This is a genomic window from Enterobacter sp. kpr-6, from assembly GCF_900116015.1.
Lineage (GTDB): Bacteria > Pseudomonadota > Gammaproteobacteria > Enterobacterales > Enterobacteriaceae > Enterobacter_D.
The window spans coordinates 44,838-62,694 of record NZ_FOYH01000010.1 but is presented as its reverse complement, the minus strand read 5'-3'; the positions used below and the strand labels follow the sequence as shown (position 1 = coordinate 62,694).

The window sequence follows — 17,857 nt, the reverse complement described above, 5'->3', positions numbered from 1 at the left end:
TTTAGCATTCAATATAATTTAGAAATATTAAATTCTGTAAAAACATCAGTACATTAGAATTTTTAGCGGAACATAAAAACATCCGCTCAACACTCCTCAATTGCTGCGAGATTTCAATTTCATTATTTTACTCGCTGATAACGGTAGTGAATCGCTACGGGTTTAACAGACACCTCAGAGTCATATATGGACTGACCCCACCCCGGTAGACGATCCTGCCCTATAGTTTGAGCATAGGAGGAGCGTATGGGCACACACGATTTACACCTGAATTTAAGGAAGAAGCCGTCCGTCAGATAACGGAACGCGGTTATTCCGTTGCCGAAGTATCTGACCGTCTGGGCGTTTCCGCACACAGTCTCTATAAGTGGTTACGGGCTATTAAACCCCATAACAGCGAACAGCATGCCCGGGATTTACTGGAAGCCAAAAGCGAGATCCTGAAACTACGGGCGCAGCTAAAACGTACCGAAGAAGAGCGGGATATCCTGAAAAAGGCCGCGCGGTACTTTGCAAGGGAGCTCGACTGAAGTACCGCTTTATCAATGAACACCGCACTGTATGGAGTGTGATGACGATGTGTCGGGTACTGAATGTCGCCCGGGCCGGGTTCTACGCGCGGCTGCACAACCCGGTCTCGGCGCGTGATCAAGATAACCAGCGTCTGCTGATGCTTATCCGTGACTCATATTCACTGAGCGGAGGATTACCTGGTGTTTGGTAATGCCTATCTTGAGAAACGGACGAACCGGCTGGGCGGCATTTTGTCGCTGGAGCCATCACTGGCGAAATACACCCGCCTCGGGATCGACCTCGATACTTACTGGTTTGTGCAGTACGGCATGACCACCCAGCCCTACGAGTTCACCAAAGGCAGCATCTTCCACCTGATGGAGCCGGATTTGAATCAGGAGATTTACGGCCTGCCGGAATACCTGTCCGCCATCCCTTCCGCCCTGCTCAACGAGTCCGCCACGCTGTTCCGCCGGAAGTATTACATCAACGGCAGCCACGCGGGCTTCGTCATGTACATGACAGACGCCGCGCAAAACCAGGAAGACGTGAACAACATCCGCCAGGCCATGAAAAGCGCCAAGGGGCCGGGCAATTTCCGTAACCTGTTTATGTACTCACCCAATGGCAAAAAGGATGGTATTCAGATCCTCCCCCTGTCAGAGGTGGTGGCAAAGGATGAGTTTCTGAACATCAAGAACGTGAGCCGGGATGATATGATGGCGGCGCACCGCGTTCCGCCGCAGATGATGGGGATCATGCCTAGCACTGTTGAGGGGTTTGGGGATGTGGAGAAGGCATCGACAGTTTTTGTGCGTAATGAATTAAATCCACTTCAGCAACGAATTCGAGAAGTAAACATTTGAATAGGTGATCAAAGTAATAAAATTCCAAGTTTATTCCTTATAGTTAAAGTATCTCCTTGAGACATATCATCTCAAGGAGAGGCTATTATCACCTGTCATTTATAAAATGCGAAATCAATCTCAACTCCTTTATCAATAACAAGCATAGAAGAACCAACAGAGTTAATAAAATCCAGCTCACGTTCTTCAAAGCTAGTCATTGAGATAACATGAACTGGAATAAATAAATCTAGCCCTCGTAGTTTTTCCTTTAACAATAAGCCATCAACATAATCACCTATCACAAGTATATCGATGTCATTAGCGCTGTTAAAATTATTTAATGCTGATCCAAACACATACACATCAACAACACATAAACTATGATAAATAATAACATCACAGATAGATTCAATAGCTTTTTGAAAATTCACTACCGTGAGATTCTTCGTAACAAATCACTCAGTTTGTAAAGTTCAACCCCAATGCTTTCAGCAGCCTCTTTTGCCTGAGTTGTCAATCGTCCATTTGGATTTGAAGCAAAAACAATATCACAATTACCATGCAGTCCAACAGCATCTCTTACAGAACCCGCCGTCATATCATAGTCATTCACTGCCACAATAACCAGATCTGCCATCCCGCGTCTTTTTAATCTATATTTTTTGTTGGTTTCTCGCTCTACAGAACTAACATGTGAATGTTGTTTAAAAACTCGATTGATAAACAAATGTTCTTTATCAAGATGCTCGTGTGGATTGCTAGTTATTAAAGCTGATGCAATATACCCGAATGAATCCACTCCTATTTTTTTTTGCTCAAGCAAATTCATTGCATCCCCGGAGATAAATTCAACGCCGCCCTTAACTGATAAAAAATCAATTTCCTTATCCTCTAAATATTCATTTAGTTCAGGGCATGTTATACGGCCAGTACTGATCGCTCCAATCGAATAGGTTTCTCCCTCTTTGGTATTAATCACTAAAGCCCCATTACCTTTTACTTCAGCACTTTCAATACCTTTGGTTTCTTGTAATTTCCCAGCCATCCATGAAATATAACCTTCACTTGCATTTATACTCATTGTCTCATCCTATAAATAACTCTGAAGCAGCCTCAGGAAACCTACTACCATTAGCATCAGTTAAACCAAGATGCTTTGATTCAAAATCATCTATATGAACGCAAAGCTTTGAAAAAGTATTTTTTTCATCTTCACTCATGAGATGATAATTTTGTTCCACTAATCGCTGTATTTTTCTATTGTTGGGTAAGATGTGAGATTGAATTTTTCTCAACCAAATTTCTGCATTTGGATTTTCGGGATCAACACTATTCTCTTGAGTTGGCCCATATGTTACAAAAATCGCATTATTTTCTCTAAAGTATTTTTCTAACTCCTGTCTAACAGACTCTCTGTTATCGTATGTTTTAACACCAAAAGTTGCATTAATTTTATCGATATGGTCATTTTTCCAAGAGCGAATAACTTCATCAGTAAAATATTCCTCTGCCTTGTCAATTGTTGTATGGCAATTAGCACATAGAAGAATAATGTTATCAAAATGACCTCGCTGCTCATCAGTTAGATCAGCATTGGTTCGTGGGCCATTATCAATAGCGCTGAAAATGTGAGCAAGCTCCCCAATTGTTATATTTTTGTCACCAGCATCAACAAACAAAGGTTGCAAACATTTTGGATTTTGGCAAAAACCGCCTGAACTGGCAAAAAGCCGTCTAATTGTATTTGCGTTGGGAGAAGCTTTTCCCCTACTACAAGCCATGAACTAACCTTACAAGTTTCGAAATTAGAATCTAAATTTATTACTGAACAAACCAATAATCAAGCTTACTTATTAGGGTGAGCGCGCGCTCGTATCCCCGCCACGCCTGCCCGCTTTGTGTAGCGCTTTTCATGCACCCGCATGACATAAGCAAAGGCCCGCCAGGAATGACGGGCCTTTGCTTAACGATCCTTTAACGATCATGCGGATTCATGCGGCATAGTCATGCAGTTGCATTTTGCTCTGCTTTCTCTGCTACTGAATAGCTATCAAACGACACGTAGGTATCTGTATTAAACAATGAAATGGCCTCAGTATTACATGGCGGAAATGTTGCAGATTCAGCCCTCGCTCATGTTGATCAGCCGCAATTCCCTTATCAAGATACAGTTCATAGTATCGGTGCTGTTCGTAGTACCGACATTAATAACTGATGGTTGTGTCTAATACTGGGGGCAGGTCAAGCTGATTGAAATCATGTCCTTCGCAAGCCTGAAATAAATATTGGAATATTACGATACATTAGCTTCGGGAAGGAGATGAAATTCTCACCATGTTTTCATACTCATTACGCGTTACAACTGAGGATAAGTTTCAACGATTGAAGTGATGAAAAACATCGTATAAAGAAGACATTAGATGAAAAGCGTTTTGAGCCGGATAGATATAAGCACTATCACAAACATGTTTAGCTTTATTCTACTATTTAGATGATTATTAGAGATTGCTATAATAGTCCTTTATTACATCTTTATAGGGCGTAGACAACCGCCCTCAAGAAAGGCGATTGTTTTACTTCTCTTTGAGCAATCGATTACTTTCGTTTAATTTTATGATCACATTACCTTTCATTGACTCAGGGTATTTATTCTCACCGGTAGATAATATTACTTGATAGTCAGCATTGTTAGGATTGTCAAGTAAATCCAAACAGGAGATCATCCGATTTAAATTAATGTTATCAATACCAATATTCTCTGGGGTATCAATTAATAGCAAACGAGGAAAAGGTATATCATCCAAGAGTGAAAGCTGAAGTAGCGTCAAATAATACAAAAATCTTTTATGAACGGCTGCGCTGGCCTCTTTATAATCGCCATTATTTATGAGAGGCATATAGTCATCAGAGTTAATTTCTGCAACTCTGCAATCCAACAATGACGCTTTCATAAAATGATTATAATATTTGTTGAACTTATCGACTTTTTCGATAAGCTCAGCTTCAGATGATGCTTCTAATTTTTCGACTGCAATTTTTGCAAACTCCATCTCTCTTTTTGCAGAGTCTTTCACACCTTGATAGGACTGGAGATTTTTCTCAAGCAAAAGAGCTTGCTTTAGATTGCTAATTTTCTCTTTATTTGTAAGCAATAGATCTTCTATATTATCCAGCTCATCGAAGTCAGTTATATATTCAATTTCGCTTAAGGCAAATGAAAGCTCATTCTTTAAATTTAGATTTTCAACATTTGATTCTTCCAGCTCATTTTCAAGATTTTTTAATTCATCCTTAGCTGATTTAAGAGCAACTTCCATTGTCTCAAGAGATTTAACTTTACTTTTAAGTAAAGTATAATACTCACTTGGATCGTAAAAGTATCTTCGGTAATCATTTTCATCAATTTCATGACCACAAACGCACTTGTCGCTTGGTCTATCAACATTTTTCAAGCAATATGGACATGTATCTGGTGTAAATATCTCCAACTGTCTATGAGTATGGATAATCTTTTGAAGTCGAAATGCGTCCTCTCGAGTTTGTCTTATTACACGATGAAGAGAATCTATATCTTTATACTTAAGTTCAATATTTTTCTGTAACTCAATGAGGTTTAACTCAGTTCGACCATACGCTTCTTTTAACTTTTGAGTGTGGGCAAGTCCGGCATTCTCACTGATCTTTGATGTTAACTGTTTCGAACGATATGTAACTAAACGTTCAACGCTCGATTCTAACTCTTCAATTTCCTTAACCAAGTGATAATCATTGATCACTTCTTTAAATCCGAGTTGTTTATACATATCTGAAACTATATTTCTGTATTCAGAAAGTATGGCATTAGCTTTTTCGTGCTCTGATTGCTTACGTTTAAGATTTCCATAAGCCTCATATAACTTTATTAACGTTTTTCCCATTAATACTTCGAAAATAGCTTTTCTAAGAAAAACAGAATCACTGACATAGTTTTGATTATCTGCAGGTTTATAGATGCCATTAACATCAGTGCCTTGGTTATGGTATACGAGGCGCAATAAGTCATTGAAACCTATCTTGAAATTCTTACCTGCATGGAAAATCTCAATGCTTGGAATATTAAGTTGTTCCAGAATCCAGTCCGAAAAAATATAATCTTCGGATTTATTTCTATTAATGGGCAAGCATAAAAAATCGACTGATTCACCGTCTTTAATCAAAAAAGGTTCATCAGACAAAATTGTTATAAGATTTTCACCGATTTTTCTGATAAATTTAAATTTAATATTTCTTAGAGAAACCTCAAGTTCGACGAAATTCGACTTATCATTTACTATTTCTTTATGAGTCTCTTTTTCGGCGCTATTAAAATGTGATACTTTCCCACCAAGCCCATAATAAATAAGATCGAAAAAAGTAGATTTACCACACCCATTTGGTGCTTCGATTATATTGATTTTGTAATTATCTAATTCCGGAGAACTAAAGCCGTAGCGTTTTCCTTCATAGTGCATCTTGTGTATTTTTAATTGGCCCATAACTTCAACCCATATTCAGTGAAAAACTTTCCAATCAGACCATCAAGTCCAAGTGTGTTTATGGACTTAAAGTAAGACTTCAATATAACTATATTATTTAACTCTCTATCAAATATGTCAGTATCAAAAAAGGATTCCAACCAAATTTTATCTACAATTTCGATGTTATAGCAATCAACTTTTTCTGTATCAATTACTGTAATCTTCCCATTTTTCTCAAGGCTTCTGATTATTTTATATATTTCTCTTTGATGTAATGAAGCTTTTACATAAATGTCAAATAAAAATTCTTTATCGAAGGGTTTTAAATCTTCTTCACTGTAATTTTCTATCAAAATATTTATAGCTGTTGAACTAGAAATTAGTTGCATCAAGTACGTTAGCTTTCTATGATCTTTAAATATCAATTTTTTATTAGAAAACTCTTTGAGGCAAATAATTATTAAATAAGTTAAGAAATAGAAATCTTCGCCAGAAACGAAGCTTATCCTTTTTAACTTATCGTTGTTTAATTTCGAATTCATATTATGTTCTATTCTTCGTCGAATGCTAGATAACAGTCATCAACTAATGTCAAGATGATTCCACGAATCGTTAGTTTATCATCAATGCTCATTCGATATGTTTTTTTTAGCTGTTGCATGTTAGCATAGCATAAATCTGTCATTTGATCTAAATGATTTACTAAATCATCGGTAGTATAATTTAGCTGTGAGAGATTACTTTCAATATATTCACTACACCATTCATAAAAATTACACCTTAATGATACATACTCTTGTCCAAATAACCCTTCATTTGTTCTTGCCTTAGTAGCAGTAAAACTTAAGTGTTGGATTTTCTTCTCTTTAATATCAGTGCAAACAACCTTTATTTTCTCTTCAAGATTTCGTTGATCGCTAACATCAAGACTTTCAAATACTTTCCATGAAGGATCAATTGGTTTTAATTCATTTTGATTTGAGGCTGCTTGCAGAAATATTACCTGCACCATTTCACGACTCACAAACCTGCCAAATTTTCGCCCATCTTGCTGATTTCGGTCAAATAAGCTTTCTAACGCACCAAGAATTATACTTTCGAGGCCATAATGTCGATGATCATAAAATTGACAATCTTTAATACATTTCATAACTACATCATCATAAGTATCATTATCTGACTCAATAATAATAAATGAAATGGAAGATAAAAATAAATAAAAATCATCATTATCCCAATTTGATATTATCTTATAATTCCCCCCATAAGAAGTGATTAATTTTTTATCTTTATCAGCATAAATTGCATATTGCTTTTCATACTCCTCAACAAATAATAACTTCGCAATTGTTATTTCATCTAGCGTAAGCCTCTCTTTTATAACTAGTTTTTTTAATATATTTAGCTTGGTGGTTTTTGTTTGACTCAATGGTAAATTAGGAGCAGCCGTATTTAATACTGAGTTCTCAAGTTGCTCATCTGATAACTGTGCATGGCAGAATATTGAAAAATCGATTGTTTTAGAATCATTGAAATGACTTATGTATTGATCTGCAAAAGCTACGATTGTATTCTTTATTGCCTCTGAATTGAAGCTTAAGCCACTTGAATATTTTTTATTCTCTTCTATTTCGATGGTCGCAATACCATCGTTAACTGTCAGCGTTGCAGAATCCTCAATAAATTCGGTAGCACAGTAACAAGTCTTTTTCCCTAACCTACTTATCAAATCTAAAAGCCGATGAACAGCCCTAACTCGCTGGAATAATAATCCACTTCCAGAAGTTTTTGCCGCCTCTCTATTAATTGTCTGTGTAGTCATGAATTATAATTCATTAAGAAAACAAAGATTTCTATCGTAACATATTTAGTAAAAGGTACAATATTTTAGTTGTTGTAGAGAGTTTCAACTGATGTCGTTGGATGCGTTCGCTGAGACCTGAGACGAGAGCTCCCCCGCAAATCGGCAAAATGCGGGTGTGCGTACTGGGAAAACCTCAATACGCCTTTCATTTATCCGCCGGATATGCACAAGGTCATCTTCAGTGCGACGCTATCGAATCGCTGAACAACATGTCTAGGCTGCCATTAAGAAACATAAGGTGCTCCCAATGGATGGCCCACCGTGAAAGGTGATTTATGTGGCGATCAAGGATTCGTAAAGAAAATGGTGTATACCGTTCCAAAACTAGCAGCTGGCAATGAGCCGTCTTATTATCAAGTTCGTTGACCGACAGCACCTTCAATACATTGGCAGTTACACAGAACCACCGACAGACTTATAATTATGCAGTATTTCCTGAGGATTATTTACTTTAATGTTTTAACCCCCATTCAATATTCAATATTCAATATTCAATATTCAATATTCAATATTCAATATCGCAAAATAATAATTAAAATAGCCAAACCAATTGTCAGCATCTATTTCCGCACTACCTTTTTAAATATATCCTTTAACTCAACATCATTTCTAGACCAGTCACTAATTGTTCTAAGTAATTTCTCCCATGCTGTCCAGTCACTATTTTTATCGAAATCAACCTCAATAAACCTAGTGATCTCCTTCTCTAAGGAGTTAATAGCGGAGACTTTACTTCGCCACCCTTTTTCAGGCATATTTTTCTTCAACAACCTAATAACTTCATCCTTGACTCGCTTATAGTTCTGCGCTTTATTTTTGCCGCCGAGGCTTGCTTCTTCTCGTTTTACCTTATCTGATAGTTCTTTAGCAGCTACCATTTCCAGTGCCCAATTGGTTCCAATCCACATATTCATCAATTTTAGTGCCATGAAAGCATGTTTACGTCCTTCAACTTTGTGCCCCTGCCTGTACTGAAATATTCCCCACTTTTGCGATACAAAAGCGCCTTCCAGAAGCTTGCTGGCTTGGAAAACATATGCACAATCTCAATTGATTGATGGACATATCCATTTTTTTAAAGGTGGACTGGATCAGGCACCAGTTAAGTACTGTAGTAATAGAGAAGATAATTTTTTATTTATTGACTAGCAATGCTCTCCCTACCACGCCTGCCTGCTTAACGGGCCGGTTTTAATGTAGGTGCATGGACAGGCTCAGGCCGAGCCGGTACTAGTATGGGAGGGCATGAAACGCATGCAAAACCATGCACCCTGTGGATGCAAGGCCTGAATTATAAAAATGGCGGGATTTTTGAGAGTTTTTAAGCGGGATTTTCTATAGCCATTTCAGCCCAGTTATTAACATAAATCAGATTCTACGCAGGGTTATCTTTTTCTTGACAATCCGCTCTTGAAGCCGTGTCAGGCCCGAACCGGTGGTCATTAAAATGTCATTATCCTCCGCCGAATAATTAATTTATTCACTGGCGACCAGCTAAACATGCATGACTTCCTGCAGATAGTCGACCGAATACTGTATGGTGCGGTGCTGAACGACGGGATCCTGGCTGAAGCAATTTATAAGCTCCAGTATCAAGGCGGCAGCCAACTCCTTGCAGTGCGCCTGCATAAAATCATTCAGTAGGTTACTGATGCTGATGCGCTGCATCTCTGTCAGTCCCACCCAAACCTTTGTTGATGGTCACTATAGTAGCCTGAGATTTAGCCCAAAAGCCCGCAAGCTGAAAACATTGCGGGCTTTTTTGTGGAAAAAATCGGAATTATTGAGGACTTTTGAACGTTCTCCCCCACGATCATTGCTATGACTCAACCACCCTACTTTTCGCCTGCCCCATCGTAATTATTCAGTTCCTGCCCCTGAATTTCAGGCCTCTTACGTTAAGCGCCCATACCCGCATTACCATCGCTGACTGGGCGCTTACCCTAACCAAGCCAAAACAGCCCCACCCCATTCCTCTACAGCCGGAATGCGCTGACTTCCCCTGAAAGCTTGGTGGCCTGCTGGCTCAGCGAATTCGCTGCGGCAGCCATTTGTTCCACCATTGATGCGTTTTGCTGGAGGTTACCTTCCATCTGGCTTACCGCAACGTTGACCTGTTCGATACCATAGCTTTGTTCTGTTGATGAATGATTAACCTGGTTGATAAGTTGCGTGGTGTCATCCACGACGGCCAGTGCTTCATTCATTTTTGACGTGACATTCGCAGCGTAATCGACGCCTTTACTGACGTTTTTAATCGCTTCTTCTATCAGATGCCGGATATCCCGTGCTGCGGAGGATGAACGCTGAGATAACGAGCGTACCTCACCGGCCACAACAGCGAATCCTTTACCCTGCTCCCCTGCCCGGGCAGCTTCCACCGCCGCATTAAGCGCAAGAATATTTGTCTGAAATGCGATGCCATCAATTATCGAGGTGATTTCTGATATTTTGTTAGAGGACGTAGAAATATCATCGATTGAATTTTTTAAGGCCCCGAGTTCACGATGGCTTTGATTCACAATAGATTGCACCTGCTCTATATAGGTATTCGCTTCCTTCGCATTATCCATATTTTGTTTAACGGTAACGGAAAGCTCATTCATACTGGCAGCCGTCTGTTCCAGCGATGATGCCTGTGATTCAGTCCGTGACGATAAATCATCATTACTGGTAGCAATTTCCTGAGCAGCAGTATCTACCTGTTTACTCGCATCTTTCACATTTGATAAGACGCCCCTGATTTTTTCGATTAATCCGTTAAAACTTCTCGCGGTCATACCGAGTTCGTCATTTTTATCAAGATCCACTCGCAGGGTTAAATTCATGGTCTCGCCAATATTTCGCATCGTATCCTGCAAATTATGCAACGCCTTTTTCATGTAAGTGAGTAGCCACCCGCAGAAAGCAACGCCAATAATTATTGAAGCGATAATTACACCCGCCAGGAACCACAACGTCTGGATATACTGAGAATGGTTTTTGCTCGCGAAGTTTTGGGCTATTTCATTATTATATACCAGCATTTCCTGAATGCTTGCGCTTAAGGCTACTGATGCATTTGCCGTAATACCCCCGTCTGAAACCATCTTTCTTGCTGCCTCAATCCCTTCTGAGCTATATGCTTTAACCATCGCATTAACTCTTTCCTGATAAGTATCAAACGCCTGAATGGTTTTATTAATTAAATCGGCGTCTTTATCATCAGAAATCATTGTTGCTTTATAGGCATTTAACGTATTACGCGTTTTATCGAGCTCGCTTTGAGCCGTGATCATATGCTGATCAAAAATTTCTTTCTGACTGACCAGTAATGACATAAGTATCTGCCGCCGCGCCTCTTCGCGGCTTCGTAAAGCCTGGCTGAGCGTATTGATACTCGACAAACTGTTAGTCGTCACATACTCAAATCTTTCCTGAGCATTCTTTAGAGCAGACAGGCTGATAACACCCATAGCAATCATAATAATAATGAAGAAGGTAAAAATACCAATTAATTTTTTCAGGATAGTCATGACGGCCTCATCCGCGACTGTTAGGTTTCTTATTTATCGTCCCAATAAGAAACAACTTTATATCCCCATCAAAAAAAAGCTTATTTAAATACCACTTAAATTTAATTAAGCATTCTTAAAACACGCTAAAAAAACAGGCAGATGCACAGTAACTTACTGTATAAACTGAGCAACAATGGAATTAATCATGTGTGTTTAAAGCAAGGTACTAAAGCATTCAGGAGGGGGGCAAAGACAGACGGCATGCAAAAACAATAATAAAAGTAGAACCTCAATGAAGGATATTCTCCTGCCCCCCGCTCATCCCTGAACAAAGAGGGCGAAATATTAAGATCAGGCTATTTATTAATCCGCTAACGATAAACTCAATTCTGAAATGGCAACGGGTTTTCCAATAAAATAACCCTGAACCTCATCACATTTATTATTTTTAAGGAAATTTAATTGCTCAGCGGTTTCCACCCCTTCTGCGGTCACCTCCATTGAGTAGGCTTTACCCAGGTCGATAATTTTCTCCACGACTGACAGATTTTGTTGGGAATCTCCCATTGAAAAGATAAAGCTCTTATCCAGTTTCAATCCATCGAACTGGAATTTCCGCAGATAGCTCAACGACGCATAGCCGGTACCGAAATCATCAATAAGAATGCGCACGCCCATTTGCTTCAGCGCTTTCATGATCTGGCTGGTTTTTTCCGGCTCGGACAGGGTCACATTTTCAGTCACTTCTATTTCAAGCCGCGCGGGCGCAAGGCCGGTGGCTTGCAGGATCGCTTTCACCCGTTCAGCAAGATCGCTTGCCTGGAACTCCACCGGGGAGATATTGACCGACACCGACAACCCCGGCAGTTTTTCAAGGGCATCGGTACAGGCTTTGTGCAGCACCCAGTTGCTGAGATTAATGATTAGCCCGGTTTCTTCAGCAAGCGGGATGAACTGATCGGGCATCAGGTTTCCACGCTCCGGATGCTGCCAGCGTACCAGCGCTTCCACGGCATCCACTTTGGAATTTTTAAGGTTGAAGCGGGGCTGGTAAACCAGATAGAGCTGATCTTCTTTAATCGCAGCCCTGAGCTCCGATTCCATTTTCCTGCGCTCGGTGAGTTTTTCTGACATATCCTGCTGATAATAAACCCACTTATTTCTGTCGGACTGTTTCGCCTGGTAAAGGGCAATATCCGCAAAGCGTAAGAGATCGTTCGCGCTATTACTGTCCTTTGGAGCCAGAGCAATTCCCATGCTTACGCCAATCGTCACATCATTGCCATTAACAGAGAATGGACGATTTAGCTCATTAACAATGCGCTGGCAAACGTCGTCAATCTGGCTTATTTGACTGGTATTGGCGAGAAGGATCATAAATTCATCCCCGCCCTGCCTTGCGACAAAATCACCGCTGCGTATACAGCCCTTCAGGCGGGAAGAGACTTCACCCAGCAGCGCATCGCCTGTTGAATGTCCAAACACATCATTGACGGGTTTAAACTTATCCAGATCAAGACAGATCATTGAAAAAGGGTAATGCCCGGCTTCGTCTTTATTAAGCTCGCCCGCCAGAAACTCTTTTATTTGATACCGGTTAGGAAGACCGGTTAATTCATCATGGCGTGACAGGAACTGGACGCGTTTTGTGGCTTCCACTTCAATGGTGACATCGGTTGCCGCGCCGCGAATAACAACCGTGCCATCAGGCTGAACCACAAATTTGGCAAGAAGCGTGCAATAAGAGGTGGATTGCTGAGAGTTAATATAAGGACAGTTTTTAAACGCAAACTGGCCAGATGCCTCTCTCTGGCTGATACACTCCAGAAAAGAGGCTTTTCTGGAAGGGAACAGTTCATGCAGATAACGCCCCGTCCATTCGCTGTTATCAAATCCCGTCACGGTCGAGAAGCGCTCTGATAACCATATTATTTTTAGGCTTAAATCCGTTTCCCATAACCAGTCGCTGGTCGTTTCACTCACATCCCGAAAACGTTTTTCACTGGTGATAAGTTTAAGACGTGCCTGATCAAGGAGAAAGGTATGCTCGTCGTTGATTCTGGCTTTCTGCATAATGTGACGCATTAATACGATCGTCATGCAGGCCATCAGCACGACAGACAAGATAAGTAATGGCAGAAAATAGATAATCAGGGCCTGGCCTGGGTTTTCACTTTCCCAGGCAATTCGCACCACACCTTTATTAATGTTTAACGGGAAGTCTACAAAATTCTCTGCCTGAGACCTCATGGCATCCGGAAGGACACGGACATTTTTAATCCCCGAATCATCGCCAATAGCGAGTAGTTTTTCGGCCGTGAGCTTTTCAATAAACACCATTATTGAGAACTTACCTGGCCGCGCTATTACGCTGCTGTCATTATCGGCGGTGATCCATGCCGCTGATACAATCGCCGGAACAGAATCAATTAGCGTCAATGCGGACACTGGCATTCCGTTATTGTTGCTCACTTCTTTAAGTAAGTTTTCCCTGGTGGATTTACCTAACCAGCTATCCAGATCCTGAAGTCGCAGATTCCCGTCGAGCACACTGTAACGGGTAATACCTTCCGGTGAGAGTACAAATACCCCTTCATAGCCAAAATTATCATAAAGCGATTTGCCCAGATTCTGTTTATCCCAGGCCCAGTTAAGATTTATTTTTTCATGAAGGTTTTTGTAGGCATCTCCCCATTCAGCATTATCTTTTAAATGACTACGAATATTTTCCTGATGAATATCCAGTGCCTTTTTTAATAAAAACTCATCGTGCTTATCGCTGATGCTATTAACGTTATTCCTTATAACCAGCAGCGAAATAATCGCGATGATAAAGATACCCACCAATAACGATACAATATAAGAAAATACATTACCTATCAGCCGCTTGGTCTGCTCGGTATCAGAGACGCCAGGAGTGAGTACAGGTAGATTCATCATTTTCCTTCTTATCCGACATTGCAGCAACTTTTCCGCGTAATCCGTTATCGGCATACAAGCAAAAAAATTCACAGGCAGAGCCCAAATCTTTTTACTTCTCAGGATGAGTGTGAGACCCGTCAAAAATTTAGCGTTGATTTTCCTCAGAACACAACGTCATTGCACATTAGCCCTGTTACACAGAATGGGTGTTTTAAAAATTAAATAGCCAGCGATATAACGATTAACGCTCCCTGCACGTAAATAACAGGGAGCGAAAAGTAATATGAAAATTTATATTAAGTCACGAATCGTCACTCAGTATCGATTCTTACATCAGAATGTTACCCAGTCTGCATTGCCGGAGACGTTAACCGTTTTGCTGATGGCAGGCTCAACGGTTTTCTTTACCACAGTACGCTGCTCATGATCCTGCACCCGGCCTGATTCATTGCACTTAAATACTTCCACGCTTTGCAGGAGTATACGGGCCTGATCCTTGAGTGAGGCGCTGGCTGCGGAGGACTCTTCAACCAAAGCGGCGTTTTGCTGAGTGGTAGTATCAATCTGCCCCATCGCGATATTGATTTGAGTAATACCGTCGCTTTGCTCGGCACTGGCGCGTGCGATCTCATCCACCAGCCCCTGAACGCCAGCCACATTCTCTACGATCCCATTCATACCGCTGCCCGCTTCATCAACCAGCACACGGCAGTTGCTTATTTTGGTTACCGAGGAATTAATAATTTCTTTAATCTCTTTCGCAGAAGAGGCGCTTCGTTGGGCAAGGGTACGAACCTCGCCTGCCACGACGGCAAATCCCCGTCCCTGTTCCCCCGCTCGTGCGGCTTCTACCGCGGCATTCAGGGCGAGGATATTAGTCTGGAACGCGATGCCTTCGATTGTGGTGACAATGGCCGCCATTTTGCCCGACTCAGAATGTATATCCTGCATACTTGTCAGAACGTCACTCATCCGTGCGTTATTTTTCTTGATGATATCCCCGGTCTCGTTAAATAACTGATTTACGTGACGGGAATTATCTGCTGAACGTTTAATCGTTGACGTCAGTTGTTCAAGCGTCGCGGCGGTTTCTTCCACGCTGGCGGCTTGTTCTTCTGTTCTGGAGGCAAGATCAATATTCCCGGCATCAATTTCATTTGCCGCATGGGAGATTGTCTCTGCACCATTTTTCACGTCAGTCACGGTATTGGCGAGTCCACCCACCATATCTTTTAATGACTGCATGAGTATTCCCAACTGGTCTGTTGAAGTCACTTTCACATCAACCGTTAAGTCCCCGGCAGAAACTTTACTGGCAACCAGAACTGCTTCAGCCAGTGGCCGGGTAATACTGCGGGTGATATACCAGGCAATTAAAACACCCAAAATTATGCTCAGAAGAATAGATGCCGAAATTATATTTTTAGACATTGCCGACTGGTTTGCGATGCCTGCATAGGAATCGTCAATGAGATCTTTTTGATAGTCACCCAGCGCATGAAGGGCTTGCGTATAATTTTGCGTCGCCGGATAGAATCGCTCAGATATAAAATCGCTCATCTGCGCACTTTGCCCCTCTTCTGCCATCTGCAAACCTTCGCGACGCAGCGACATATATTTTTCTCGCGCCGTAAGTACTTCAGCCAGCAACTTTTTGCCGATTTCCAGGCGGATCAGGGGAATAAGTTCTTGCTGCAGGGTATTAATTTTATCTGCGGAAGCGGTCATCGGTTGTTGTAATGTTTTCCGCAACTGAGGATCGGATGTACTCATGGAGACCATCGCTAACCCACTGTTATCATTAATAGCGCTTGTCCAGTCTTCAATGATTCGCTCTTTTGGGAGAAGCCAGCTGATCATCTGTTGAACATCTTTTTCACTGCTTCTGGTTAACCAGAAGGCACTGCTTCCCATGATGACTGTCATGAGGAGCAATAGAGCAAACCCCGTACCCATACGTGCGCCAACGCTCATATTATATATTTTCACAACATCTCCTTCTACATACAGGTACTTCCGATCGGCTGAGAACCGACCTGATATTATTGAAGCGATTAATGAACTAACGTGTTCATCTGTAATATCGGAGGTGGGAGAATTTTCTGTAGCAATATTTACCGCTAAAACCGGAAAATGAAGAATTACTCTATATGTTTTGATATTTATCAATTTTTAAAAACAATTTTAATATAACTCGTTGATTCTAAGATTTATTAAATTCTGGTTAAGCACCAATAATGCCTAAAAAGCGTTCTGAATCACATTTCCCGGTCCAGGATTTTACTTAGCCTCGCTGTATCTGCTCAGGCGGCAGCTCGTATTTACGATAATTTACTTCACTGAGCGCATGTTACAGATTGAGAATGGTAAAATAGCACCGAAAAAAGACACATGTAACCGCATGATTTATACTGAAATAATGCTACATATTGCACCTGTCTCACTATTTATTATGTTTTTTAATCAGGTCATTATCCACATTAAATAGATGGCCTTTACTGCGTATTCTGGGGGAAGTTAAATGACAGAAAAACCGATTAGATTAGCCAGTAAGGTAATAGCGCCCGTTTCCAATTTTTTCAGCTCGCCCATTGCGGGCGGTATTGTGCTTATTGCCGCATCCGTAGCGGCAATTGTCGTTGCCAACTCGACGCTGGGCGAAGGGTATGAAGCGCTGTTGAAATATAAAGCGGCGGGTCTCTCCGTTGAGCACTGGATCAACGACGCGTTGATGGCGGTGTTCTTTTTGATGGTAGGGCTGGAAATTAAGCGTGAGCTTCTAATAGGTCAGCTGGCCACCTGGAACCAGCGTGCGCTGCCAGGCTTTGCAGCACTGGGGGGGATGGCCATTCCCGCGCTGATTTATGTCGGCTTTAATACAGGAAATCCTGAAACCATGGCTGGCTGGGCGATCCCCGCCGCCACGGATATCGCCTTCGCGCTGGGCGTTCTGGCACTGCTGGGGAGCCGCGTGCCACCGTCATTGAAGATTTTCCTTTCGGCGCTGGCCATACTGGACGATATGGGCGCGGTGGCCATCATCGCCCTTTTCTATACCAGCACGATTTCCCTTCTGATGCTGGCGGGCGCGGCGGCCATCGTTGCCCTGCTGTTCATTATGAACCGCACCGGCGTCACGCGGCTCTCCCCGTACCTGCTGGCGGGTGCCGTACTGTGGTTTTTCATGCTTCAGTCTGGCGTACATGCCACTATCGCGGGGATTTTGCTGGCGTTCTTTATCCCGCTGCGTCCCCGGAATGCCGGTGACGAAGTGCCGCTGGACAAACTTGAGCACGCCCTGAATCCCTGGGTGACGTTCATGATCCTGCCGCTGTTTGGCTTCGCCAATGCGGGCGTGGCGCTCTCCGGTATGACGATGGATGACCTGTTATCACCGGTGCCGGTCGGCGTGGCGCTTGGCCTGTTTTTGGGTAAGCAGGTGGGTGTTTTCGGTTTATCACTGCTGGCGGTCAGCCTCGGCCTGGCAAGACGCCCGGAGAACAGCAGTTGGTTACAGGTCTACGGTGTATCAGTTCTTTGCGGTATCGGCTTTACCATGAGCCTGTTCATCGGCAACCTGGCGTTTGCGGGAAGCCCGCTGCTGGTTGATGAGGTCAAGGTAGGCGTTCTGGCAGGCTCCGTACTGGCGGCGCTGGCCGGGATACTGATATTGAGACTGGCACCTGTAAAAACCATTCGCTAACCGCCGGGAGCAGC

12 protein-coding genes and 2 pseudogenes are annotated in these 17,857 nt (G+C 42.0%); 3 read left to right on the top strand and 11 right to left on the bottom strand.

Annotated features, from left to right (window positions below; translation table 11 throughout):
- Window positions 1–233: 233 nt before the first annotated feature.
- Both BM373_RS18700 and BM373_RS18695 read left to right on the top strand, forming a co-directional pair.
- Window positions 234–715 (top strand): annotated as a pseudogene (locus BM373_RS18700) (transposase); the annotation flags it as partial.
- Window positions 702–1,379 (top strand): annotated as a pseudogene (locus tag BM373_RS18695) (phage portal protein); the annotation flags it as partial. The pseudogenes BM373_RS18700 and BM373_RS18695, both read left to right, overlap by 14 nt.
- A 95-nt stretch (window positions 1,380–1,474) precedes the next feature.
- On the opposite strand, the gene BM373_RS21535 reads toward BM373_RS18695, so the two are convergent.
- The 11 genes from BM373_RS21535 to BM373_RS18650 form a co-directional block, all read right to left on the bottom strand.
- Window positions 1,475–1,792, bottom strand: coding sequence for a nucleotidyltransferase domain-containing protein (locus tag BM373_RS21535; protein WP_143102684.1), 318 nt, complete (start codon window positions 1,790–1,792; stop codon window positions 1,475–1,477).
- The gene (locus tag BM373_RS18690) at window positions 1,792–2,442 is read right to left on the bottom strand and encodes a hypothetical protein (RefSeq protein WP_143102683.1); all 651 of its coding nucleotides are present in this window, start codon (window positions 2,440–2,442) and stop codon (window positions 1,792–1,794) included. The genes BM373_RS21535 and BM373_RS18690 overlap by 1 nt, the downstream gene beginning before the upstream one ends.
- 4 nt (window positions 2,443–2,446) lie before the next feature.
- Window positions 2,447–3,142, bottom strand: coding sequence for a hypothetical protein (locus tag BM373_RS18685; protein ID WP_090464904.1), 696 nt, complete (start codon window positions 3,140–3,142; stop codon window positions 2,447–2,449).
- Between the two features lie 792 nt (window positions 3,143–3,934).
- A complete protein-coding gene (locus tag BM373_RS18680) occupies window positions 3,935–5,875 on the bottom strand; it encodes an AAA family ATPase (RefSeq protein WP_090464902.1) in 1,941 nt (646 codons plus the stop codon).
- A complete protein-coding gene (locus tag BM373_RS18675) occupies window positions 5,863–6,399 on the bottom strand; it encodes a hypothetical protein (protein WP_090464900.1) in 537 nt (178 codons plus the stop codon). Before BM373_RS18675 ends, BM373_RS18680 begins: the two co-directional genes overlap by 13 nt.
- Window positions 6,400–6,407: 8 nt before the next feature.
- A complete protein-coding gene (locus BM373_RS18670) occupies window positions 6,408–7,679 on the bottom strand; it encodes a hypothetical protein (protein ID WP_090464898.1) in 1,272 nt (423 codons plus the stop codon).
- Window positions 7,680–8,281: 602 nt separating this feature from the next.
- Window positions 8,282–8,650 (bottom strand): hypothetical protein, encoded by a 369-nt coding sequence (locus tag BM373_RS18665; protein WP_090464895.1) that lies wholly within the window; start codon window positions 8,648–8,650, stop codon window positions 8,282–8,284.
- A 565-nt stretch (window positions 8,651–9,215) separates the two neighbouring features.
- On the bottom strand, window positions 9,216–9,389 hold the full coding sequence (locus BM373_RS22010; RefSeq protein WP_143102682.1) for a phage polarity suppression protein: 174 nt from the start codon (window positions 9,387–9,389) through the stop codon (window positions 9,216–9,218).
- Between the two features lie 308 nt (window positions 9,390–9,697).
- Window positions 9,698–11,236 carry a methyl-accepting chemotaxis protein gene (locus BM373_RS18660; RefSeq protein WP_090464893.1) on the bottom strand — a complete coding sequence of 513 codons (1,539 nt, stop codon included), beginning with the start codon at window positions 11,234–11,236 and terminating at the stop codon, window positions 9,698–9,700.
- Window positions 11,237–11,581: 345 nt separating this feature from the next.
- Entirely contained in the window at window positions 11,582–14,155 is a 2,574-nt protein-coding gene (locus BM373_RS18655) for a bifunctional diguanylate cyclase/phosphodiesterase (protein ID WP_090464890.1), read from the bottom strand.
- 318 nt (window positions 14,156–14,473) lie between these two features.
- Window positions 14,474–16,129 carry a methyl-accepting chemotaxis protein gene (locus BM373_RS18650; protein ID WP_256214692.1) on the bottom strand — a complete coding sequence of 552 codons (1,656 nt, stop codon included), beginning with the start codon at window positions 16,127–16,129 and terminating at the stop codon, window positions 14,474–14,476.
- 532 nt (window positions 16,130–16,661) lie between these two features.
- Between BM373_RS18650 and nhaA the strand changes: the two genes are divergently transcribed.
- Window positions 16,662–17,843: a Na+/H+ antiporter NhaA gene (gene nhaA / locus BM373_RS18645; protein WP_090464884.1), complete on the top strand. Its 1,182-nt coding sequence runs from the start codon at window positions 16,662–16,664 to the stop codon at window positions 17,841–17,843.
- Window positions 17,844–17,857: the final 14 nt, after the last annotated feature.

Coding starts and splice junctions, on each gene's coding strand:
- BM373_RS18655 (WP_090464890.1), bottom strand. CDS start 14,155: ATGAATCTACCTGTACTCACTCCTGGCGTCTCTGATACCGAGCAGACC.
- nhaA (WP_090464884.1), top strand. CDS start 16,662: ATGACAGAAAAACCGATTAGATTAGCCAGTAAGGTAATAGCGCCCGTT.
- BM373_RS18690 (WP_143102683.1), bottom strand. CDS start 2,442: ATGAGTATAAATGCAAGTGAAGGTTATATTTCATGGATGGCTGGGAAA.
- BM373_RS22010 (WP_143102682.1), bottom strand. CDS start 9,389: ATGCAGCGCATCAGCATCAGTAACCTACTGAATGATTTTATGCAGGCG.
- BM373_RS18670 (WP_090464898.1), bottom strand. CDS start 7,679: ATGACTACACAGACAATTAATAGAGAGGCGGCAAAAACTTCTGGAAGT.
- BM373_RS18680 (WP_090464902.1), bottom strand. CDS start 5,875: ATGGGCCAATTAAAAATACACAAGATGCACTATGAAGGAAAACGCTAC.
- BM373_RS18665 (WP_090464895.1), bottom strand. CDS start 8,650: ATGGCACTAAAATTGATGAATATGTGGATTGGAACCAATTGGGCACTG.
- BM373_RS18675 (WP_090464900.1), bottom strand. CDS start 6,399: ATGAATTCGAAATTAAACAACGATAAGTTAAAAAGGATAAGCTTCGTT.
- BM373_RS18660 (WP_090464893.1), bottom strand. CDS start 11,236: ATGACTATCCTGAAAAAATTAATTGGTATTTTTACCTTCTTCATTATT.
- BM373_RS18685 (WP_090464904.1), bottom strand. CDS start 3,142: ATGGCTTGTAGTAGGGGAAAAGCTTCTCCCAACGCAAATACAATTAGA.